18 protein-coding genes are annotated in these 22,232 nt (G+C 48.7%); 9 read left to right on the forward strand and 9 right to left on the reverse strand.

Going from position 1 to position 22,232, the window contains the following annotated elements:
- Positions 1 to 34: 34 nt before the first annotated feature.
- Complete coding sequence (locus BZG20_RS05455; RefSeq protein ID WP_046075147.1) at positions 35 to 415, reverse strand: PilZ domain-containing protein; 381 nt, start codon at positions 413 to 415, stop codon at positions 35 to 37.
- A 229-nt stretch (positions 416 to 644) separates the two neighbouring features.
- Complete coding sequence (gene ettA, locus BZG20_RS05460) at positions 645 to 2,312, reverse strand: energy-dependent translational throttle protein EttA (protein ID WP_046075148.1); 1,668 nt, start codon at positions 2,310 to 2,312, stop codon at positions 645 to 647.
- 225 nt (positions 2,313 to 2,537) lie between these two features.
- Between ettA and sltY the strand changes: the two genes are divergently transcribed.
- Positions 2,538 to 4,544, forward strand: coding sequence for a murein transglycosylase (gene sltY / locus BZG20_RS05465; protein ID WP_077578331.1), 2,007 nt, complete (start codon positions 2,538 to 2,540; stop codon positions 4,542 to 4,544).
- A gap of 41 nt (positions 4,545 to 4,585) precedes the next feature.
- Positions 4,586 to 4,906, forward strand: a complete 321-nt coding sequence (gene trpR, locus BZG20_RS05470; protein ID WP_046075150.1) for a trp operon repressor — start codon at positions 4,586 to 4,588, stop codon at positions 4,904 to 4,906.
- A 57-nt stretch (positions 4,907 to 4,963) separates the two neighbouring features.
- On the opposite strand, the gene yjjX is transcribed toward trpR, so the two are convergent.
- Both yjjX and BZG20_RS05480 read right to left on the reverse strand, forming a co-directional pair.
- On the reverse strand, positions 4,964 to 5,479 hold the full coding sequence (yjjX, locus tag BZG20_RS05475; protein ID WP_046075152.1) for an inosine/xanthosine triphosphatase: 516 nt from the start codon (positions 5,477 to 5,479) through the stop codon (positions 4,964 to 4,966).
- Positions 5,427 to 6,323: a sterol desaturase family protein gene (locus tag BZG20_RS05480; RefSeq protein WP_077578332.1), complete on the reverse strand. Its 897-nt coding sequence runs from the start codon at positions 6,321 to 6,323 to the stop codon at positions 5,427 to 5,429. The genes yjjX and BZG20_RS05480 overlap by 53 nt, the downstream gene beginning before the upstream one ends.
- A 166-nt stretch (positions 6,324 to 6,489) precedes the next feature.
- Between BZG20_RS05480 and eutB the strand changes: the two genes are divergently transcribed.
- The 5 genes from eutB to BZG20_RS05510 all read left to right on the forward strand — a co-directional run bounded on the left by eutB (position 6,490) and on the right by BZG20_RS05510 (position 12,541).
- Positions 6,490 to 7,470 (forward strand): hydroxyectoine utilization dehydratase EutB, encoded by a 981-nt coding sequence (eutB, locus tag BZG20_RS05485; protein WP_077578333.1) that lies wholly within the window; start codon positions 6,490 to 6,492, stop codon positions 7,468 to 7,470.
- A 38-nt stretch (positions 7,471 to 7,508) separates the two neighbouring features.
- On the forward strand, positions 7,509 to 8,468 hold the full coding sequence (locus tag BZG20_RS05490; protein ID WP_077578334.1) for a cyclodeaminase: 960 nt from the start codon (positions 7,509 to 7,511) through the stop codon (positions 8,466 to 8,468).
- 254 nt (positions 8,469 to 8,722) lie between these two features.
- Entirely contained in the window at positions 8,723 to 10,630 is a 1,908-nt protein-coding gene (locus BZG20_RS05495; RefSeq protein WP_198531452.1) for a S8 family serine peptidase, read from the forward strand.
- A 13-nt stretch (positions 10,631 to 10,643) separates the two neighbouring features.
- A complete protein-coding gene (locus BZG20_RS05500) occupies positions 10,644 to 11,048 on the forward strand; it encodes a hypothetical protein (RefSeq protein ID WP_046075156.1) in 405 nt (134 codons plus the stop codon).
- Between the two features lie 248 nt (positions 11,049 to 11,296).
- Complete coding sequence (locus tag BZG20_RS05510) at positions 11,297 to 12,541, forward strand: dicarboxylate/amino acid:cation symporter (protein WP_077578335.1); 1,245 nt, start codon at positions 11,297 to 11,299, stop codon at positions 12,539 to 12,541.
- A gap of 44 nt (positions 12,542 to 12,585) precedes the next feature.
- On the opposite strand, the gene dgt is transcribed toward BZG20_RS05510, so the two are convergent.
- The 3 genes from dgt to BZG20_RS05525 all read right to left on the reverse strand — a co-directional run bounded on the left by dgt (position 12,586) and on the right by BZG20_RS05525 (position 16,637).
- A complete protein-coding gene (gene dgt, locus BZG20_RS05515) occupies positions 12,586 to 14,034 on the reverse strand; it encodes a dGTPase (RefSeq protein WP_198531453.1) in 1,449 nt (482 codons plus the stop codon).
- Between the two features lie 94 nt (positions 14,035 to 14,128).
- Positions 14,129 to 15,523 carry an alpha-amylase family protein gene (locus BZG20_RS05520; protein WP_077578336.1) on the reverse strand — a complete coding sequence of 465 codons (1,395 nt, stop codon included), beginning with the start codon at positions 15,521 to 15,523 and terminating at the stop codon, positions 14,129 to 14,131.
- Between the two features lie 208 nt (positions 15,524 to 15,731).
- On the reverse strand, positions 15,732 to 16,637 hold the full coding sequence (locus BZG20_RS05525; RefSeq protein WP_077578337.1) for a hypothetical protein: 906 nt from the start codon (positions 16,635 to 16,637) through the stop codon (positions 15,732 to 15,734).
- A 681-nt stretch (positions 16,638 to 17,318) separates the two neighbouring features.
- Between BZG20_RS05525 and BZG20_RS05530 the strand changes: the two genes are divergently transcribed.
- A complete protein-coding gene (locus tag BZG20_RS05530; RefSeq protein ID WP_077578338.1) occupies positions 17,319 to 18,272 on the forward strand; it encodes a LysR family transcriptional regulator in 954 nt (317 codons plus the stop codon).
- A gap of 28 nt (positions 18,273 to 18,300) precedes the next feature.
- On the opposite strand, the gene BZG20_RS05535 is transcribed toward BZG20_RS05530, so the two are convergent.
- A complete protein-coding gene (locus tag BZG20_RS05535; protein WP_077578339.1) occupies positions 18,301 to 19,281 on the reverse strand; it encodes an MDR family oxidoreductase in 981 nt (326 codons plus the stop codon).
- 540 nt (positions 19,282 to 19,821) lie between these two features.
- On the opposite strand from BZG20_RS05535, the gene BZG20_RS05540 reads away from it, so the two are divergent.
- A complete protein-coding gene (locus BZG20_RS05540) occupies positions 19,822 to 20,904 on the forward strand; it encodes a type I restriction endonuclease (protein WP_077578340.1) in 1,083 nt (360 codons plus the stop codon).
- Between the two features lie 65 nt (positions 20,905 to 20,969).
- Here the strand turns inward: BZG20_RS05540 and BZG20_RS05545 are convergent, their stop codons facing one another.
- Positions 20,970 to 22,145: a site-specific integrase gene (locus BZG20_RS05545; RefSeq protein WP_077578341.1), complete on the reverse strand. Its 1,176-nt coding sequence runs from the start codon at positions 22,143 to 22,145 to the stop codon at positions 20,970 to 20,972.
- Between the last annotated feature and the right edge of the window lie 87 nt (positions 22,146 to 22,232).

Here is a 22,232-nt window from a genome sequence, read left to right on the forward strand (position 1 = left end):
GCCTGCGTTTGGTACCGCCCATGACGACACGGAACTAAGACTCGGGCTCCGTCATAGGGTCGGTCAACTGCGCTAGCTCGCGATGAAGGAGCTCATCGTTGCCAACGTTAAGTTCAACAAGCCTTTTTAAATGACTGGCACTATCAATGTCAATGTGATCAATATAAAGATGGAGGTAATTCTCGCAGTTATTGACGAGAATGCAGTCCATGTCTAATTCTACGTCAGAGTCATGCAGATAAAAGATCAGCGAAAACGTTGTCTGTTGTGGGTTGGCTTGCCAATTATCTGGGCGAGACAAAAGCACCCCTTTCAAAGAAAGGTCGAGTACATGTGCGTGCCACGACTGTTCATTTTGCTTGAGTATCGCGGGGGCACGATACATCACGCGGGAAAATTTTCTACGCTCTGGCATGATCGCATCTCCTCATTCCTTTGCCTAAAGTGTAGGCGATGCATGGCGAGCGACCTAATAATCTGTGTGGGCGTATCGATTCTGAAACATTTTTTGATGTCTTGGCGTTATTAAACGGATGGAATGCGGTTTGTGGGTGGGGGAGTTGGCCATATGACTGCGCGTGAGGCGCCTATTACATCGCCCCGAAAGAAAAAGGGCAGCGTTGGCTGCCCTCATGAGTGCGGCGTTACTTGGCAACGCGCTTGTATTTGATGCGGTGTGGCTCAGCCGCTTGTGCGCCCAGCGTTTTCTTCAACCAATCGGTGTATTCGGCAAAGTTACCTTCGAAGAAATTCACTTGGCCTTCATCACGATAGTCCAGAATGTGGGTGGCGATACGGTCAAGGAACCAGCGGTCGTGCGAGATAACCATCGCGCAGCCTGGGAACTCGAGCAGAGCTTCTTCCAAGGCGCGTAGGGTTTCAACGTCCAGATCGTTGGTTGGCTCATCGAGCAGCAGTACGTTTCCGCCTGCTTTCAATAGCTTGGCCAGGTGGACGCGGTTGCGTTCACCGCCGGACAAATCGCCGATACGTTTTTGTTGATCGCTTCCTTTGAAGTTAAAGCGAGAGACATAAGCACGCGCAGGCAACTCAAAGTTATTGATGCGAATAATATCGGCACCTTCCGAGATCTCATCGTAAACGGTTTTGTTGTCGTCCATACTGTCACGGAACTGATCCACCGAGGCCAATTGCACGGTGTCACCGACCTCTACTGTACCCGCATCCGGTGTTTCGGTACCACTGAGCATTTTGAACAGTGTTGATTTACCCGCACCATTGGGGCCAACGATACCGACGATAGCGCCTTTCGGAACGCTAAACGACAGATCGTCAATCAAGACGCGATCACCAAACGACTTGGTTAGGTTGTTAACTTCAATGACTTTATCACCAAGGCGTGGGCCGGGTGGGATAAATAGTTCATTGGTCTCGTTACGGCGTTGGTAATCGGAGGTGTTAAGCTCTTCAAAGCGTGCCATACGCGCTTTTGATTTGGCTTGACGGCCTTTCGGGTTTTGACGTACCCACTCAAGCTCTTTCTCAATGGTTTTCTGGCGGGCTTTTTCTTGTGAGGCTTCTTGCTTCAAGCGGACATCTTTTTGCTCAAGCCACGATGAGTAGTTGCCTTCCCAAGGGATGCCTTCACCACGGTCTAGCTCAAGGATCCAACCAGCAGCGTTATCGAGGAAGTAGCGATCGTGCGTAATCGCCACAACCGTGCCGGTATAGTCGACCAAGAAACGCTCTAGCCATGCCACTGATTCGGCATCCAAGTGGTTGGTTGGCTCGTCGAGTAGCAGCATATCGGGCTTCTCGAGTAGCAAACGACAAATCGCCACACGGCGGCGCTCGCCCCCAGACAGGTTTTTGATTTGTGCATCCCACTCGGGCAGACGCAGGGCATCGGCCGCACGCTCTAACGCATTATCAAGGTTATGGCCATCTTTGGCTTGTATCAGTGCTTCAAGCTCACCTTGCTCTTGCGCCAAGGCGTCGAAGTCGGCGTCAGGATCGGCATAGGACGCATAGACTGCGTCGAGACGCGTCAATGCATCCTTCACATCCGAGACCGCTTCTTCAACGGTTTCACGCACGGTTTTGTCTTCGTCTAGCGCAGGCTCTTGCGGGAGGTAGCCAATTTTAATGCCTGGTTGCACACGGGCTTCACCCTCAATCTCGGTATCGATACCGGCCATGATGCGCAATAGACTCGATTTACCGGCCCCGTTGAGGCCTAGCACCCCAATTTTGGCGCCTGGGAAGAAACACAAAGAAATATCTTTAAGAATTTGGCGCTTAGGTGGCACGATCTTGCTCACCCGCGACATGGTATATACGTACTCAGCCATTTCTGCTCACGCTAATTGTTGTGGTGTAAAAGACGCTATTCTAACGTTAACTTTGCCAAGTTTAACAGTGATTGTCATATTCGCTGGGTAATATAGCCCATGGGCGGCAAACCATTTGCCACAGCGCGAGGGAATTTGCTGATGGGATTGTTGTCTATTCGTTGTCACACATTTTGGATGTGACACATTCGTCACGGTGTTAATTGATTAGGAGCGACCTTTAACATGGAACGATTCATCGCTTTGTCCGGGCCTTTGCGCAATGCATCTTACGCAGCGCGTCGTGGTGTCCGTGCCTTCTCCCGTTCACTGCTACCAGGACTTATTCTAGGGGCCGCTTTTTCTCCTTCTCTCACGCTGGCGTCGGCCAGTCCAGACAGTGGGCAAATGACGCCTGCACAGCGTCAATATGAGGCGGCCATTGATGCGATTGAGCGTGGTGAATTACGTCAATTTCGCCGCCTCAAAGCCAAGTTGCGCGATTATCCACTTTATCCATATTTAGATTATCGTGATTTTACTCGCAACCTTGCAGAAAAGTCGCATGACTCGGTGAACAACTTTATTCAGCGTTACACCACCATGCCGTTTGCTAATAGTTTGCGCGCCGATTACCTCACACTATTAGCAGATCGAAAAGATTGGGCAACCTTGGTCGCTTTCCAACCCGATGTGCCAAGGGGAGAGCGTTATCAATGTCAGTATTACTATGCTCACAGCCAAGCTGGTAACCGTGCGTTGGCGCGCAGTGGTGCCAAGTCGCTGTACTTATCCGGCCAATCGGTCGACAGTGCATGTGACCCCTTGTTTGATTACCTCTCCGAGCAAAAGCAACTCACTGGTGATTTAATCTTACAGCGGATGTTGCTGACCTTTGAAGGGCGCAATCGCAGTTTAATGCGTTACCTACAAGGACAACTTCCCGACACCCACCAAGCGACGGGAAAGCAAATCATTGATCTTTACGACAAGCCTGATCAAGTCGCTGACTTTTCCAAGCGAAGCAAAGTGACCCCCTTTAACCAAACGCTTACTCGTCTCGCGTTTGAGCGACTGGCGCGCAAAGACGAAGCACAAGCCATTCGTCATTTCCGCCGCACCGTAGAAGGGCAACATTACGATAAGGATGAACGACAAGCCATTGCCGATTATCTTATTGGCCAATTGATGAATGACGATGAGCCTGCATTGGCTGCGTGGCGCGATCGTATGCTGAGACAAAGCGACGATGATGGTCTGCTCGAGCGACGGTTTCGCTTGGCGCTGGTGGAGGGTGATTGGCACGTATTGAATCAATGGCTTTCACTGCTCAGTGATGAGGCGAAACAGTCATTAAAATGGCGATATTGGCAGGCGCGAATTCAATTAGAGCTTGGCGACAGTCACGCGGCGAACCAGGCGTTTGAAACCATGTTGGGTGAGCGTAATTTTTACAGTGTGGCTGCCGCTCAGCACCTGGAAAAGCCGATTCATATCCCTTCGCGTACCGCCGTGTTGAAAGAGGCGGGACTGATGCCTGTCAATGATGTGCTGGCGCGAGTCGATGAGCTGATTGCGCTTGATAAAATCTACGCGGCTAAGCGCGAGTGGTATTATGTGTTGCAGCGCGCCAGTGATGAGCAAATTGCGCTACTGGCCGCCTATGCCAATAAACAGCATTGGTATCATCTCGCGGTACAAGCCACCATCGCTGGAAAAATGTGGGATCACTTGTCGTTGCGTTTTCCGCTTGCCCATCAGTGGTGGTTTGAATTTTTCAGTCGCGAGCGCGGGGTGGATAAAACCACATTGATGGCGCTATCACGCCAAGAAAGCGCTTTTTTCACTCGTGCGGTCTCTCACGTGGGTGCAAGAGGATTAATGCAATTGATGCCGCGTACGGCACGTGAAACCTCTCGTCGATTAGGGTTTGATTATCAAGGGCCGGCCAGTCTTAGCGATCCTGGCGTGAATATTCGCTTGGGCAGTGGCTACTTGAAAATGATGCTTGATCGCTTCGATAGCAATCGCGTTCTCGCTTTTGCGGCATACAATGCCGGACCACATCGAGTGAGTCGTTGGCTGGCACGTTCGAAAGGGCACATGGATGCCATTGCCTTTATCGAGTCGATCCCGTTTTATGAAACGCGCCATTATGTGCAGAACGTGTTGATGTTCGATATTTACTATCGCCAACTTTTAGGTGAGCCCGTGCAATTTTTGCGAGCCCACGAGTTGGCACAGCGTTATTAATGTTACAATCGCGACCATCACGTAAAGAGCGAGAGGAACCCATGTCGCAATCGCCTGCATTTTCTGGTTGGCAAGATGTTATCGCGCTAGTGCGCCGTGCTGGACAAGATGATAATGATGATGCCTTGTTGACGGCGTTACTGACCCCCGATGAGCGAGATACCTTGGTGGCCCGGATTAATATCTTGCATGAGTTGTTAGAAGGAAGAATGAGTCAGCGCCAGTTGAGTCAATTGCTAGGCGTGGGGATCGCGACCGTGACACGCGGCTCTAATGAGTTAAAGCGGATGGATGACGAAACCAAAAACTGGCTGGCTGATTTATTGAAACGTGAAGCTGAACAGTCCACCTCATCGACCTAATCAACAAAGCCTTAAATAGACAAACAACGGCGCCACAGGGCGCCGTTGTTATTGGTGTTAGCGATACAAGTGTGGGTGCATAAACGGAATCAGCGCCATGATTAGCGCTTGATGGTAAACGCTTGAACGTGTAAGCCGATGCCCGGTGAGCATGCCAATGGCGCCCCCTTTTTGTTTTACATTTTCAGTGGCAAACATTCTGTCCATCACATCGCCAAGCTCTTCGCCTTGATGGAGAGCGTCTAACGCCTCTTGCGGCAGAGGCAGTGAGGCTGAGCACGCCTCGCCTTGCGTTGTCCCATCATCTATCACCATCCAAGCAAAGGTATGTTGGCCGTCTAAGCCGGCTTCTACTCCGACGTAAAAGTCTCCGTCATACTCCGCTTTGGCGTGACGAACGCGGTTACAGGCACCGGCATAGGTCTCTTGCGCGGTCATTGGTTGCTCTGCGACACCACTGGCAACGGAAACGCCCGTAAAGGTGAAAAGGGTATCGGGAAAAGCGTCACGAAAGGCGGCTTCAACGGCGGATAGTTTCGCGGGATTTTTGGATGTGACGATCACCTGGTTCATGCGCCCAGCGCTCCTTTTTATTCTGATAGGCGCGCTGCAGTATACGCCAACGGAGAGGTAAACGCAGCATTCCCCAAACACGACTAGCGTCCGTCGCTTGGCCGACTTCGTTTAGACCAATTCGCATGCCTTGATGCCCTTTACGTGGCTGTGGCACATAGCTATTAAACCAGCGATCCCAGCACGATAAATTAAAGCCGTAGTTAGCGTTACACTCATGAAACCGGGTGGAGTGATGCACGCGGTGCATATCTGGCGTGACGATAACGCGACGCAGCCAAGCGTCTAGACGCTTGGGGAGGCGCACATTACTGTGATTGAACATTGCCATCCCGCTGAGTAGCGTTTCAAACACGATCACGGCGACAACAGGTGCACCCAGTAGCGCGACTAACACGCACTTAATGGCCATCGACAGCCAAATTTCCACCGTGTGGAATCGCGCGCCTGTCGTGACATCAATGTCCATATCGGCATGATGCACCAAGTGTAGCCGCCACAACCATGGTATCTGGTGGAAGAGTTTGTGTTGGTACCAAATCGCCATATCCATCACAACTAATGTGACGAGAACCGCGATCCATTCAGGGAGCGAAAACTGATTAAAAATACCAAAACCAGAGGCGGCGGCAAGATTGGCCGCGCCCACCGCAGAAACCGGGGCGAGTACACGTAGCGTGAGAGTATTAAATACAGTCAGTAAGATATTACCGGACCAGCGTTCTCGCCGCGTCCGAGTCAGTTTGCGTTTTGGCCAGCGCCACTCGGCGACAAGCATCACCGCAAGGACGGCAACGAAAAGGCTGAGTCTAAAACCGGCTTCGTGCGCTTCAATCCAATTCATAAATACTCCTTATCCGCTTGTAGTTTACGCGATAAGTACGTGTAACGTTTCATTTAACGGCGAAAATAGTGGGTTGGATCCTCAGCGATTGGGCAACTAATCTGTTTACTAACCGTGCTGTATTTCTCCGCGCTAACTGACCAAGCAACGCGAACGAGGAGGGAGTGTGTCACCGAGCTTGCATGATGTATACCTTGCCCGCCAAGCGATACAAGCCGTGGCGGCGCGCACACCGCTTGTTTATTCCCCGATGCTGTCTCAGCGTTATCATGCCCAAATCTGGCTCAAGCTCGAAACAAGCCAGCCGACGGGCGCGTTTAAGTTACGAGGCGCGACCTATGCATTGAGTCGGTTGCCCAAGGCGCTGCGTGAGCGTGGTGTGATCACCTGCTCGACAGGCAACCATGGCCGTGCACTTGCCTATGCGGCCAAGCAGCTTGGGATCCCGGCGACCGTATGTCTCTCTTCGTTGGTGCCTGACAATAAAGTGGACGCTGTTAAAGCAATGGGCGCGCGAGTGTGGGTAGTGGGTCGCTCGCAGGATGAAGCCGAACAAGCCGCGCTTGAGGCCGTTTCGCGTGATGGTTTGTGCTATATCCCTCCCTTTGACCATCCCGATATTATTGCCGGCCAAGGGACCATTGGGCTTGAGATCCTCGAAGATGCGCCAGATGTTGATGTGATTGCTGCGGGCTTGTCGGGGGGCGGCTTGGTGGGAGGAATTGGCTTAGCGGCGCGTACCATCGCCCCACATATCGACCTGATTGGCATTTCCATTCGAGACGGGGCTGCAATGCATGAAAGCATCATAGCGGGGAAGCCAGTAGCTGTGCCTGAATCTGAATCGTTGGCAGATAGCCTCGGGGGAGGCATTGGCCTTAATAACCAATATACCTTTGCCCTGGTGCCCCAAGTGATGACGCAACATTATCAAGTGGATGAAGCGTATATCGCCCGTGCGATGATCGATATGTGGCAGTGCGAAAATAGGTGGGTAGAAGGTGCCGCGGTAGTGGGATTGGCCGCTGCGCGTCAACACCAGTTAGATTGGCAGGACAAGAAAGTGGTGATCGTGGTCAGTGGAAACAATGTGTCAACCGACACCCTAGCAGCGGTCACAGCATTAAGTGAGCAGGTTTGTCCTTAGCTCGTCGTTGAATCTTGATGCGTGTCAAAGGAGCCCGTATGCAGTTATATCACCGTCAGCAAATCGAATCTGTCGCCACGTTTAATCGGCACAGTCTCAGCGTGATTGAAAATGCGTTCAGTGCTTTAGGGCGTGGCGAGGTAACTATGCCACCAGTGTTAAGCATGGCCATTCACGAGCACAACGGCGAAGTTGATGTGAAAACCGCTCACATTCAAGGTGCTGAGCGGTTTGCGATTAAAGTCAGTCCCGGCTTTTTCGACAATCCGTCGATAGGTTTGCCGAGCCTCAATGGTTTAATGGTGGTTTTCTCGGCGTCCACCGGTGTAGTGGACGCCGTGCTGTTTGATGAAGGGTATCTCACGGATGTACGCACGGCACTCGCGGGGGCGTTAAGTGCCAAGTATTGCGCGCGTGATAATGCCAAAACGGTCACTGTATTAGGCGCGGGCACGCAAGCAAGGTTGCAAGTGGCCGCGCTGAAACTGGTTAGAGAAATAGACACGGTTCATGTTTGGGCGCGAGACAGTGCACAAGCAAAGCGGTATCAAGCGGAGGTTGAAACTCTGCTGGGGGTGCGAGTGATCCCCCACCAAGATGTGGCGCAGGCTTGTCAACAGGCCGATATTATTGTTACCACGACGCCGGCTAAACAGCCGATTTTGCATTGGCAAGATATTCCTCAGGGTGCCCATGTCACGGCAATGGGCTCGGATAGCGCAGAGAAGCGCGAGCTTGATCCTCATATTTTACACAATGCGGATTGGGTGCTGGTGGATAGACGTGCTCAGTCGGAGGTGCTGGGTGAGCTTAAAGGGCTGGCACTGTCACGATGTGTGGAAGAATTAGGAAACACAGTGGCATCGGGGCGTCCCATTGCGCGAAGTGATGCGGCGATCACCGTGTGCGATTTAACAGGGACAGGGGTACAGGATACCGCGATTGCAAATTATGTGGTCAGTGAATTGTGTAAGACGGAGGGGGGACCCAGTGATTGATGCTGTCTTATAAAACAAAAAGGTATAACTTATTATATAATAAGTGTTTTCCACTTCACATTCCTTGTATGCCTATGTAACAAAGAGGTTAATTTTTGCAGGTTTTGTTCAACTAATTAGATCTTATGCTCTAATAATTAGGCATAAGATCACGTTTCTTGTAATAGCCTGTTTCTATTGAGGTTGTTTCTTTTTACTAATGATGGGTCTCTCAGAATTGAGACACGTCTAGTTAGTGTAAAAAGGAATGATAAATGCACAAACACAGCTCTCTTGCGCTGATTATCGGCGCACTATTTCATACCTCAGGGGTATGGGCGATGGCCCAAGTGCCAGATCCTGTCGATCCTCCTACCGATCCAGACCCACAAGCTTGTGTCTCACTGGTTGGCAATAATAGCATCGATGGCAGCCGCACCAGTGAAGAGCGTTGCTTGCCCGGTGACGATCCCTTTACGGCCGAACAATGGCATTTGCTTAACCGTGGTCAAAATGCCTTTGCTCGCGAAGGAGGCCAACCTGGCAATGACCTCAACGTATGGTTAGCCCATCGTCAAGAAGTGCTTGGACAAAACGTTAACGTCGCCGTCGTCGATGATGGGTTAGAAATTGCGCATCCCGATCTGGCCGCTAACGTCCGCGCTGGAAAGTCCTATGACTTTGTAGAGCGTGATGATGATCCTACACCGGAGGGGTGGAGCAGTCGCAATACTGCCCATGGTACGTCGGTCGCGGGGATTATCGCGGCGGTTCGTGATAATGGTATTGGTGGGATGGGGGTTGCACCGCTTGCCAACCTGCAAGGCTATAACTATCTCGAATACCAAAGCCAGAATGCGTGGGAAATCAGCCATGGTCGCGAAGGCTATTCGGATGATGTCCGCGTATTCAACCAAAGCTATGGCGGCTCTGGTATCCGCAGTTATCCTTACAGTGATGATCCGATGAGCTATGATGGCCGTCAAAACGCCCAGTACAAAAAAATGAGCACGGAAGCCTTTGGCGGACTTGGCGCAGTTTTCATCAAATCAGCGGGAAATGGTTATAAGCGTACCTCATTTAATCGTGAGCGCTTCCGTCCAGCGGACGATAACCATGGGTTACCGTGGCAAAACAGCAACCAGTCATCCAGCAATGCGAATTACTGGAACGTGACGGTGAGTGCGTTGAATGCCGATGGTGAGCGTTCATCCTATTCCTCAGTAGGCAGCAGCGTCTTCTTGACCGCGCCGGGTGGCGAGTATGGGACCGATAAACCGGCGCATATCACCACAGATTTGACCGGTTGTACCATGGGCTATAACCGCGACGATCGTATTCCTTATGAGTCACACGATCTACACGGTGGGACAGAGATAGACAACACCTGTGATTTCAACAGTGTGATGAATGGTACGTCTTCTGCAGCGCCAAATACCTCAGGGGCATTTGCGTTGATGATGTCAGCCTATCCAAATCTGTCGCAGCGCGATATTCGCCACCTATTGGCGACAACCGCGACACGCGTGGATGCAGACGATGCCGATGTTCTTTTAACCTATCAAACGGCACTTGGTGGCGAGCGCACGGTGACTGGCCTAGAAGGTTGGAAGCAAAATGCCGCGGGGCGCTGGTATAGCCCAACCTATGGATTTGGTTTGATTGATGTTAATGCGGCACTCGAAGCCGCGAAGACATATCAGCCACTTCCTGCACAAGTGTTCACGGATTGGGCGTGGTCTTATCACAACCAAGAGGGTGAAACTGGGGTAGCGATTGCGGATGCCGGGTCGCTGGCGACAGCAGACAGTGTGCAAGTCGCTGATAACCTCACTATCGAGGCGGTACAAGTGCGGACTTCGATCGAGCACAGCCGTATGTCTGATCTGCTCATCGAGTTAGAGTCGCCCGCAGGGACTCGGAGTGTATTGATGTCTCCACGCAATAGCATGCTATCGAATACGCTAGATAGCACCTACCCAGAAGGCTTTACTGACCATTTGATGCTCAGCCATAAGTTCAATGGTGAAGTATCGCAAGGGCAATGGACACTCTACGTCACAGATACAGACGGCAAGACGCGTCAATATAGCCTAGGGGGTGAGGTGAAGTCGATGGCGAATAACAGCGTGGATGGTAAATTGACGCAATGGTCACTGCGTGTCATTGGTCACCGTGGTTAATAGGAGACGAAGTATGAAAAAATTAATGATAGCTCTCGCCGTCATGGGTATCAGCCTTGGTGTAAGCGCAGGCACGGTACAGCTAAATGGCAAAGATTATGTGGTCGTCGAAACCGACAGCAACGCGCGTAATATGAGTGGCGAGCAAATGGGTGTCATGGTCGGCGATAAAGTCGCTGTATCGGCACAAAGCACACCATTAACGGTCACTGGCTCGATTTTGGTCAAAGTCAGTGAGGCAAGCGCTAGCCAGCTCGCACAAAAATACGGCCTCGACTTTGTCAGTTACCTTGATGGCGTGGCGTTGCTGGAAGCGACCCCAGGCACCAATGTTGCTGAGTTAGAAAAAGCGTTGAACCAAGAGTTAGAGACCCCTGTTAACCTTGAGCTCAATCCGCAAAATCAGCGTCCCCAATAAGCAAAAATAGTGCTTATCAACAAGCCCGTCTTTTTAGGCGGGCTTTTTATCATTGTCTGTCCCCATTTTGTAGCGAAAAGTGTGGCCAAACTTTCCAACCAACCATTTTGTTACTAGATATTCCAGATTGTTCATAATTTTTACATGAGCCCAGTCTGACAGCTTGGTATGCTTTATCGCTTCTTGGCGCCAAAAAAATAGACAAATCATCATTATGCAGCTGCAATGCTGCCAGTAGGGAAAAGACAATGTGGAAAACCCTTAGACATTCTTTGCCATTGCAAATTGCGGTGGCGGCCGCACTAGCTTGGCTGGTGGGCACGGTATTCGGCCCCATTGAGAGCGCGGAACAGACCACTTGGTATCCGTTGCTTATGCTTGCCAAGGTCAGTTATATCGGTCTACTCAAAGCCGTGGTCGGCGTGATGGTATTGCTCTCGTTACTGGAAGGGATCAGTAATATTGGCAATGTGGTTCGCCTTAAGCGCTTAGGTGGTGCAACACTTTTGTTTTACGGTTTTACCACCACCATTGCGATCACCCTTGGTCTTGGCGCAGCGCTGATGATGCCCGAATGGCAACCGCTCACCAATGCACCGCCTGTGGATGAGAGCATTAGCTTTATCAACCAAGAGGCCGCGGGTGCCGGAGCCATTGCCACCAAACTTATCAATATGGCGTTGGTGAACCCGTTTGCCGCGGTGACTCAGGGTAACCTTTTGGCAATTGTAGTGTTCACCATTTTGTTCGGCATTTCGCTGATTGTCGCGCTGCCAGAATCGCACCCATTATTCGAGACCATTCGCGGGCTGAATAAAGGCATTAACACTATGGTGGCAGGGATTATCAAGCTGGCGCCGTTTGCGGTGTTTGCAATTGTTTTCCAATTCTCCCATCAAGGGGATAACGATCTATTTGGCCAGTTATTCAGTTTCGCCGCCCTGGTGTTTGGATTAACGATGATCCATGCGGTGATCGTGTTGCCGACTATTGCACGCGTTGCTGGCGGTATTGGCTTTGTGAGCCTGTTTCGCGCCATTTCTGCACCGCTGGCGATGGCGTTTGCCACCTCATCCAGTGCTGCGACACTGCCCGTCTCGATGCAGGCTGCCAAAGACGAGCTCAAGGTCACTCCGTCGACCGCGAGCATGGTCTTGCCGTTGGGCGCGGTGATGAATATGGATGGCACCGCGTTATTTGAAGGCATTGCTGCAGTGTTCCTCGCACAACTGTTCGGGATTGATCTGTCAACAACCGGCATTGTGATGATCTTCATTATGGCGATGGTTTCGTCGGTAGGCGCGCCGGGCATGCCGTCGGGCTCGATGTCGGGTATGCAGTTGGTGTTGCTGGCAGCGGGGATCCCACTGGAAGCCATTGCTATTTTGCTGATCATTGAGCGCCCACTCGACACCTTCCGTACTGCGGTCAATGTACAAGGCGATTTGATAGGTGCCACGGTGATTGATAAGTGGCAAAAGCGCTTTGGCTAATGGCCACATCGCAAAAAACCGCTCCCAACCACGGAGCGGTTTTTTTAGCCCTCTTCAATCACATGAAAGGCGCGGTATTCGTCGAAAGCGTATTGGTCCGTCATACCGCTGATATAGTCAATCAACAGGCGAGTACGAAAATAGAACTCTCGCGCAGTAGAAGAAGGGATCTGCTCCGCCAGTGCCTGTTTTCGTACCGCGTCGCGATAGGCTTTTTTATGTTTTTCAGGCAGCTTTTTAAATAGCCGCTGGGTGTATATCGACGCTTGTAGCTTGACCGGCTCGCCGTTGACTAAAGCCGTAAACACCTCACTGGGTAAGGTGAGGAGTGGACGATAGATGCTCATCAAACCATGGATGACGCGATAACCTTGTAGCTCGCGGCGTTCCACTTCAGGGTGGCAAAAGGCATGCGCTTTGGCGACGTTTTTAAAGGTTTGCACAAGTAAATGATTGACGCTGTTATCTTCAATTAGCGCGTGATTAAAGGTGCCATCAATAACAGCGGGTAAATGGTCGATAAAGCGTTGGGCGGCATGGCGAGGCAGGCGTTTATTGACCTCCACACGCAAGAAGACAAAAAACTGACTGTCACTACCGTGGCTGCGCTTTTCCGCGTTCTCTAACATGGTCGCCATGGTGTTGGCGTCATGCCCTTCACTGGCCTGGGTAAGCTGTACAAAGGTTGCTTTTAGGGCCGCTTTCAAATCCGCGAGAGTCAGTACGCCTTTTTCAACGGCGTCCTCTAAATCGGCAATGCCATAAGAAATATCGTCGGCCGCTTCCATGATGTAACTGACTGGGGCCCGACAGCCGGGCGAGATGGCGAGCGTTTCTTGTAAATCGCCGATGTACGCTTGTTCACTGAGAAAATAGCCGACCTTCTTTTTCAGGTAAGCGCGCGCGTCGTCATTCGCAGGTTTCGGCTCGCTACCACACCGAGTGTATTTAAGAATGCCGGAGACTTGCGAATAGGTGAGGTTCAGCTGTTGTAAGGTATGGATCAGCCGTATGCCTTGTGCGTTGCCTTCAAAATGACAGAGGTCGCGCTGTACCTCTTCAGGCAGTTCGTCATTAAAATGTTGGCGGTAGATAGACGGGACGTGCTCACTGAGCCAATCACTGAGCGCTTGTTCGCCAAAGTGTCCAAACGGTGGGTTACCTATGTCGTGCATGAGGCAAGCCATCTCAACCAAGGTCTCCAAGCAGCGGTCGAGCGGGGGAGCGAGTTGCGAGGCAGACAGTTTGTCGGCAATCAGTTGACTGATATAGCGCCCGACTTGCTGGACCTCTAAAGAGTGGGTGAGACGGCTGCGCACGGCGGCATTGCGTTCAAGAGGGAAAACTTGGGTTTTTTGTTGCAAACGGCGCACGGCAGCAGAGTTAATGATCCGTCCACGATCGCTTTCAAACTGCTTCATCAAATCGCCGTTTGTTTGCGTTCTAAAAGGCCGATCTGGACGGATTTTTTGCTTAAAATTCACAGTCATCATGACACCCAGCTTGTCCACTTTTTAAGATAGAGTGCGGCGGATTTCACTGACTGTCAATCCGCCGCTTGGCATAGCAAGACGGCGGCGACATAGATTAATGCATATACATCTGCGCCGAGCGGGCAGGAATGGTGATGGTGTGAAAATCCGATGAGACGGTGGTGGTCGCATCACTTAACACATCATAATAAGGGCGATACCAGTTAAGTGGGTATTCGCGTGTATTGATGGTGTAAGATTGAGGCTCTCCACACTTATTGATCGCCACAATACCGGCTTGGTCGCGCTTAAATAACAGCAGACATTGGGTGCTGCCAATTACCGTCATTGGCTCACCATGCATTGCATTATGAAAGCGGAGCATGGCCTTCATCGCAGGCTGCTTCCACACGCCTTGCCACCGGCCGTTATCTTTGTCTTCGTTTGCAGAAAGCTCATCACTATAGATCAGAGGACTCCCTCCGTCTTTGCCAAGAATATAGGCATAGGCGAGCGCTTCATCAGTGGGGTTCATGATTTGGTAGCGAAAGCCATCGTTAGTCGGTATGTCGTGGGTAATGGTAAAGGTGATCGCGCGGTGTTTATCCAGCGCTTGACCAACACTTTCAGGATGATGCAACTGAGTGAGGCTACCTTGGAACGAAAACGCGCGACGCATTTGTGAAAATAAAGGAAAGTCATAAGCGCTATGGGTGGTTTGTTGTAAATAAGGCAAAAGAAACGCCTCATAGCTTTGATCGCCGGCCCCACCGCTGGTGATCACCTCGCCAAAAATATGCATGCCTTCACGAATGGCATCCGTAAAGACCTGATTGATGTGATACATGCTCATATGTTTGACTGCATCGACCCGAAAACCTTTCACGCCCATGGCTTTTAGTGCTGATAGATACGTACGCTGTTGTTCAACCACCCACTGATTCGGGTCTAAATCGGGTAAGCCTGCATCTCCCTCTCCACCACACAAACGCCAATATTGCACATGGCCTGGGTCATGCCACTGAGTGATACAGCCTTCAGGATGAAAGTCCGTGCTGGAAAACAAATGCTGCGAGAGCTGCCCAAACAGCTTTTGCTGCTCGAACGCTTCTTGGTTTTGTGCGTAGTGTTCTAAGACGTGTGCGCTGGGGTAATTAAGATCGTCACGTAATCCGCTTTCATTCGCCATGTGGTTGAGCACCACATCGGCATAAACAGCCACACCATGCTGGTCGAGGGCAGTGATCATGGCTTGAAAGTCTTGTTTATTTCCGAGAGGAGAGTCGATAACACGCAGATCTTGAGGTTGATAGCGTGCCCACCACGCTGTGCCGGACGACTTCATGGCCGGCGCCACTAACACCTTTTTGTAGCCAGCCTCAGCAATGTGTTCCGCTCTTGCTTCTACAAGCTGATACGGCCAATTAAAAGCGTGTAAAATGGCTGTCGCGTTGGTGTTTAAGGATACAAAGAAAAAAAGAGGAATTAACGCATAGTGTATTATTTTCATTATAAGCACCTTAGTTATTGGATGTGCTTATAATGTATTGACTATTTTGTTTTTAGGCGCGAGATAAAAACTGAGTCTAGAAGAAAAATCACATTCGGTAGGGGAGAAAAAATCGATAGTTTGACTGACTTATCAAATGTGGTGTTGGTAGAGGAGAAAAGAAGCACTGCAGGAAAAAGGCAGTGAATTTGCCTGCAGTGTATAGCGTTTACTTGATGGTGAAGCCTAAATAAGCTTGGAACTCATTATTATCGAAGATATCTTTGTCTTTTTCATTTCCTTGGGCATCTTTGAATTCCCAGTTAAATGCTTCATAGGAAACACCTGCATGCCAAGAGAAATGTTCATTTACCGCTTTTTTAAATTCTAATTCAGGCTGGATATGCGCATAGGCCAATGTTGTATCTGAGTCTGGCGTATGATAGGCCTCAACATAGTTCTCGATATTAAACATGAAGCCAGCAGGAAGTGGTAGCGAGTAAGTTAGATAGTTTTCGGTACCAATCTGATAGTCGTACTCTTCCTCCTCTGTGTCGTAGTAATCGAAGTTATACCAAGCGAGTTCGAGGTTCCAGTGCTTAGACAGATCGCCGGATAGGTAAAAGTTAGTTTCGACGCCACTTTTATTTTTCAAACTATCATCATTAGCGTTACCAAGCTGAGCCCATAATTCGATACCGAATGAAAAATCTTTTCCACCCAGAGTGACATCTTTACTGAAGTAAGGTGCAATAATATATTGTTTAGTATCTGAAGAGTCGGACTCATCACTGGCTTTCCATGATGCGTCGTAGCGGAATAAATAATACATGGTTGCATCAAAACTGCCGACACTTCCTGCACCTTGTGCTAAGCCAAATTGGGTATCCCAACCTTCTTTTCTTGCTTCACCTTCATTTTTAATGAAGTCTTTGTCGACATCAAAAAGAAAGCTGTAATCGTCGCTGAGTTTATAAGACCCTTTACCAATAGTGACTTCGGTTTTAGTGAGGCCTTTTTCATAATCATTAATCTTGACTTCACTAGTCAGTGAACCGAGCTCTCCAGCAAAACTGGTGGCACTGACAAGCGTGATTGCAGCGGCAACCGCTGTTTTTTGGATAGTATTACTCACTTTAAAGTATCCCTTCTTTAAAAAACATCTGAGTACTGTCGCGTTTTAATTATTCCTCGTGCACGCATTACTCCATTGAACGCAACGATACACGTATCGGCTTTTTATCCGATAAATAACACTTAGCGACAGTCTATTCCTTGACGTTCGCTTATGTATTAGCGATGTAAGCGTCATCCACTTGTGTCGAGTGAATGTGGATTTATGCTAGCAATGCGTCAGTAACATGACAACGGTGTTAATAATGAGTTAAGTGTCAATTAGTATTTTTGCTCTATTTTTTCTGCTGGAAGTCGCACCAATCACCATTCAGGTTTTGTTCAGCTCGAATAAATGACCAATATAAGGAATAAAAAAAGTACTAACCTCTATGTGATTGAATTTTTAGTAATCGATTACTCGATAAGTGCTCTTTTTAGTAGTGATAAGCATCGTTTGTGAATTTTTATTCATTTATAGCAGTAAAGAGAGTAGAAGGTTCTCTTTATAATTAGGAGTTATATAAAAATGGAAAGCATAATTATCCAGCGATTAATCAGGCCATAGTGGAAGCAGGCTGAAGAGTAAGATGATAATTTTGTGTACTCTCCGAGCGTTTGTTAACCCAACGCATACCAAGAGGGTGTGTTTTGTGGTGTATTGGAGAGACTATTCATATTGGATTGTCATGTAAGTGTGGCTATGGAAGTAGAAGAGATCTATCGGCGAGACTTAAACCTGCTGGTTGCACTGCGCATTTTAGTCGAGGAGCGTAGTGTGAGTCGTGCGGCAATGCGCTTAAACTTGAGCCAATCGGCAATGAGTCGCGTGTTAGGACGGTTGCGTGATTTGTTAGCTGACCCATTGTTTAGTCGTCAGGGGCAGTCGCTTATCCCGACAGAAAAAGCGTTGTCAGTCAATCGTGCTCTGGATGAACCGCTCGCATCGTTACAGCAAATGTTAGCACCGAGTGATTTTAACCCCGGCACGTGTGATCATACCTTTACCATCGCGACAACTGACTATGCGATGCAAACAATCTTGCCATTTGCGCTGCCGCGTATCTATCAGGAAGCCCCTCAAGTGGCATTTGATTTTCAACCGTTGCAGAACGAACAGTTAAAAGAGCAATTGACATACGGCCGAGCGGATTTGGCTATTTGTCGGCCGAGTAACCCGCTTGATCCCCTTCATCATGAGACGCTTGGGCGGGTTGGGGTACAATGCTTGGTCTCACAGCAGCATCCACTGGCAGGAAAGTCCATGACGCTGGATGACTATTTGCGATTCCCCCATGCGATGATTGCCATCAGTGATGGGGTGAAAGCACTGATTGAAAGCGCGCTAGCTGATAAACCGAAACGAAGAATGGTGCTCCGAGCTTACCACTTAGAGGCAGCACTCGCGATTATCGACACGATGCCTTTAATTATTACCGTGCCAGCTGACCTAGCTTATCTCGTCGCGGAGCGTCATCAACTGGTGGTAAAGTCGCTACCATTTCATTTTACCCCCTTTGACTACTCGATGATTTGGCATCCACGCTGTGAATATTCACCTGAACATGAGTGGCTACGAAGTGTGGTGAAAGAGGAGTGCGGGAAGTTGATAGCGAAGCGAGTCGAAGACATACAGTTAGACCAAGTAAGGCTCTAATGAGCCTTACTTGCGAGTACTCAGACTATTAAAGCTTTATCACGGTGCGACCAGAGATTTGTCCTCTAATAATTTTTTCTGCAAATTCAGGAGCCTCACTTAAATTGATCTCATGGCACGCTTGCTCAAAGTAGCTCTCAGGCAAGTGGTTTACCAATGCTTGCCACGCGGCGATGCGCTTTTTTCTTGGGCAGCTGACGGAGTCAATGCCTTGTAGGCGTACATTACGAAGAATGAACGGCATGACGCTGGTAGGAAGGTCAAACCCACCGGCTAAGCCACAGGCAGCCACAGTACCGCCATATTTGACTTGGCTGAGTGTTTTAGCCAAGACTTTGCTGCCTACGGTATCAATAGCGCCTGCCCAGCATTGTTTTTCTAATGGTTTTGCCGGTGTTTCCATCGTACTGCGTTCAATAATCTCTGAGGCGCCTAATGCTGTGAGGAACGGTTGGTTCTCGTCAGCTCGGCCTGTGACTGCGCCGACTTGGTAGCCGAGTTGAGCTAATAAGGTGATCGCGACCGATCCCACACCACCACTGGCTCCTGTAACCAATATCGGTCCATCTTCTGGTTTGATATTGGCATCGAGTAAGGCCTGAACACAGAGCATGGCGGTTAAGCCAGCGGTACCTACCATCATGGCTTGCTTAGGTGTCAGTGCATCGGGCAAAGGAACAAGCCAATCGGCTTTTAAACGCGCTTTTTGAGCCATTCCGCCCCAATGGGTTTCACCGACCCCCCATCCTGTCAGAACGACATGGTCGCCTTCTTGGTAGCGGCTGTCTTCAGAGTGGATTACCTGACCAGCAAGATCAATGCCTGGTACCATAGGAAATTCGCGAACAATTTTCCCTTTGCCAGTGATAGCCAAGCCATCTTTATAGTTAAGGGATGAATAATCGACAGCAACGAGTACGTCACCATCAGGGAGTTGAGACTCATCAAGTTGCTCGAGAGATGGAAGGATTTGCTTGTTTTCTTGCTTAAGAACGAGCGCATTAAACATATCAGTCTCCTAGACGATAGCAATGGTGGAATGGCTCTCAGTCTAACGCTGACACATCTATGAACTAAATGAAACTTAAGCATTGCCTGTATGCGTTTTAGTCATGGCTTGCTCGCTTGAGAGTAACGACGTACCACTTTCCCAGTTTGTATCACAGGTATGTAGCTCACTGGCATACAAAGCGCTCAACGCTCAAGCTATAAAACTAAAAAAAGGCCGGTAAATCAATGATTTACTGGCCTTTTCCAAACGTTTGGTGGAGCTGGCGGGAGGCTATTTCCTAATCCAGCACGCTGCACATAACCTTTTGATTTAAAGGCTTTATTTCGTGTGTCTTCGAGCGTGTGATACCAAATTTTCCCCGAATTGTAGCTCAGCTATGTAGGTGAGTAAATAGTTGAGCTGATTGGCTGTCTTGTAATGAGTACAGATGGGCTTTCAATCACAGCATGCTTGCTATGTTGATGGTCTAATAAAAAAGCAAATGTATTAAAGCTGTTGCATCTGCAAGCACACTGAAGCAGATATAAGGAGAGTGAAATGGACTTTATAGAGCGACTACAAGCTTTGTCCAAAAAGGTGGGACAGCTATCTGACTCGATAGAAACAGAAGAGGCGACAAAGACTGCTTTGGTGATGCCATTTCTTCACAATGTGCTTGGATACGATATCTTCGACCCCAGCGAGGTTATCCCTGAGTTCACTGCTGATACAGGCACGAAGAAGGGAGAGAAGGTTGATTATGCTCTGATGAAAGACGGGGATGTTCAGATCTTAATCGAGTGTAAGAAAGTGAATGAAGCGCTCTCACCAAAACACTCTAGCCAACTATACCGATATTTTTCAGTGACCAATGCTCGTATAGCTGTATTGACTAACGGTTGTGAGTATCAGTTTTTCACTGACCTCGATGCGCCAAATAAAATGGATGACAAACCGTTCTTGATTCTAGATATGTCCGAGGTCGACGAGCATGTAGTCCCAGAGCTGAAAAAACTGACGAAGACTTCTTTCGATGTCGATTCCGTGGTCGATGCGGCTGGTGAATTGAAGTATCTCAATCAAATAAAAAAGGTGTTAGCAGAGCAGTTCCAAGATCCAGAGGAAGACTTTGTAAAGCTTCTGACTGCTAGGGTCTACGATGGGATGCAAACAGCCAAGGTCAAAGCACAGTTTACTGAAATAACGAAAAAAGCTTTAAAGCAATTCCTCAACGACAGCATAAACGCTCGTCTGAAGTATGCCATAGGCAGTGAAGAGCGTGAGGCGAGAGGAGCCAACGAAGAACCAGAACAAGATGAAAGCATTTCCGAAGCTGATGGTAGCAACCCTAAGATAGTGACCACAGAGGAAGAGCTCGATGGTTATAACGTTGTCAAAGCCATTCTGAGAGAAAAAGTCGATGTATCGCGAGTCGCTCATCGAGACACACAAAGCTACTTTGGGATTCTGCTTGACGATAATAATCGTAAACCATTGTGCAGGTTGCATTTTAACGGTCGACAGAAGTATGTAGGACTCTTTGACTCAAATAAGAAAGAGACTAAAACTCCCATCGACAGTGTTGATGACCTTTTCCAACTGGCAGGGGAGTTAAAGGCATCGGTAGACCTGTACGAGTAAAACTCTTTGTTAGCCCTAGGTAGCCGTAATTAGCTACCTAGTGGTATCTGATGGCGTTAAGTTAACTAGCTACGGGTCTTTCTTCGTCTTTTCTGCGTTGTCGCATCAAGCGTCTTGACTACACTGAAAAGGGAATTTGCAGTCATATGAGTATACCTAGCAGACATGGACGGGGTCTTATGCCCGAGCCATAACATTATTTTTTGAACAGAAACATCATTCTCTGCCAGCCTAGTTGCGCAAGTGTGGCGCATCATGTGAGGTACAAACTCTTGACAACTACCAAATCCTAATGACTCTCTCATGACTTTCCAGTGCCAACTCAGTGAGTCTGGTGTAATATTAAAAATTTCCTGGTTTGGATCGCTGTCTTCCCTCTTGAGTAGCTTTCTTTCAAGCACTTGCCTCGATCTTTTAACCAGGGGGATGGTTCTAGATGTTTGGTTTTTTGAGGTCTTAATAAATATAGAGCTATTCTCCTCATCGTAGTCTTGCCATTTTAGACTGGCGAGCTCGCTTACTCTTGTACCTGTGTCGATTGCTAAAATTATAAAATCAACAAAATCTAATTTTCCTCTTTTATTGAAAAAATCTAATATTTTTTCTTCCTCTTTTATTGTGAGGATTCTTGTGCGGGCATTGGTTTCTCTTGTCCATGGGAATAAAGGTATCCTGTCAATAAGACCAAGTAAAACAGCATGCTTTAATACGACCCTTATCTTGCTAAGGTTTCGGTTAATCGTTGCGTTTGACAAGCCCCTTGCTCTTAAGTGTGCAACATAATCAACGAGTTTTCTCGATGTTACATCGTTTGGCGAGGTCTGGCACCCGAAATATTCAATGCAAAGATAAGCCTTTCTCCTTGTTGCCCTATGGTCTTTAATGTTCTCTGGTGTCCATCTCGTTTTACAGGCTGATTCATATGCCTCTTCTAATGTCCCCTGAGGTATTGTTTTCGTTTCAATCACTCGAGGGTCTAACATGAATGATTCACTGAAATACAGTTGTTTTTTAGGGTTGAGCTTCAAGAACCTAAGATTATTAATCAGGTGAATTGCCTTTTCCCTGTCACCTCTCTCATTAATTATTTCTCTAATAGCATGCCTGGGGTTATCTCTCGCAATAACCTTACTCTCTCCATCTATTCTGTAGTCTAATATGTAGGTGTCGCCTGTCTTGTCTAAGTGTATATCATAGTGCTCTAAGACTCTTTTAACGTTGGAGTGTATTGGTTTTTTCATCTTTTCGCCTCGTTGTTTGAGGGCTTTATTTTTGTTTTTATTTCTATCTTTTGGAACCTATGAAATGTATTTCATTCACTTGTGACA

Source organism: Salinivibrio sp. IB868, from assembly GCF_001995655.1.
Lineage (GTDB): Bacteria > Pseudomonadota > Gammaproteobacteria > Enterobacterales > Vibrionaceae > Salinivibrio > Salinivibrio siamensis.